The 691-nt window shown below is 45.7% G+C and carries 1 protein-coding gene and 1 pseudogene; both read right to left on the reverse strand.

What is annotated here, in order from left to right; all coding sequences use genetic code 11:
- A pseudogene (locus tag ACS8FC_RS17725) lies at positions 1-405 on the reverse strand (DUF547 domain-containing protein); the annotation flags it as partial.
- A 106-nt stretch (positions 406-511) separates the two neighbouring features.
- A partial coding sequence (locus ACS8FC_RS17730; protein WP_439297758.1) for a DUF3641 domain-containing protein occupies positions 512-691 on the reverse strand: 180 nt, incomplete at its 5' end.

Raw genomic sequence — 691 nt, forward strand, 5'->3', positions numbered from 1 at the left:
CAGTGGAATAAACTCTTGCTTCCACGGCGAGCCAAATAGCCCACCAATGTCTTTGATGGACTTAATATTAGGATATTTCGTGAGTACCAAATCGACCGTACCTGCATTATAGACATTGATCAAAAATGCCAACTGCTCGTTTTTGCTCCAGCGATTAAATTCTGCTTGAGAGACTTTGCTCGCCGCATCAAGATAACTTGCCAGCTTGCTCTTATCCGCTTGCATGCCCGCATAATTCACCACAGAAGCCTTACCACCATTGGTCATGGTGACATGCTTATTTAATAAGCTATCCCAACTTTGATGGTTGAAATCTGCATAGGCAGCCGCGCTTGATGATAAAATCGCGAGCGCAATAATTGGTTGCACGACCAAGGTCTTTGTTGAAAAATTCAATCTTGACATGAGATTCACTCCACTTGAATTGGTGATGTTTGTCTGTCGCAGCTGTCCAGCTCGATAGCCTAACAACTATTTATGATCAACGACCCTTAATGGTAAATATGGGCGTCTAAACAGTCGTGTCTGCTATCGTCTGCTCTACGGTCTCTTCTTCTAACGCACCACCGCAGCTACTTCCCTGCCCCGCCGTACAACCATAGCAGTGATCCGCAATAGCAATGGCATCGCCAGAGGGATTTTGGGTAAGCAGATCGCTGAGATGACGTCGCGATTTATTGGGTACAGGCAT

It is taken from the genome of Psychrobacter sp. 1Y4 (genome assembly GCF_051847555.1).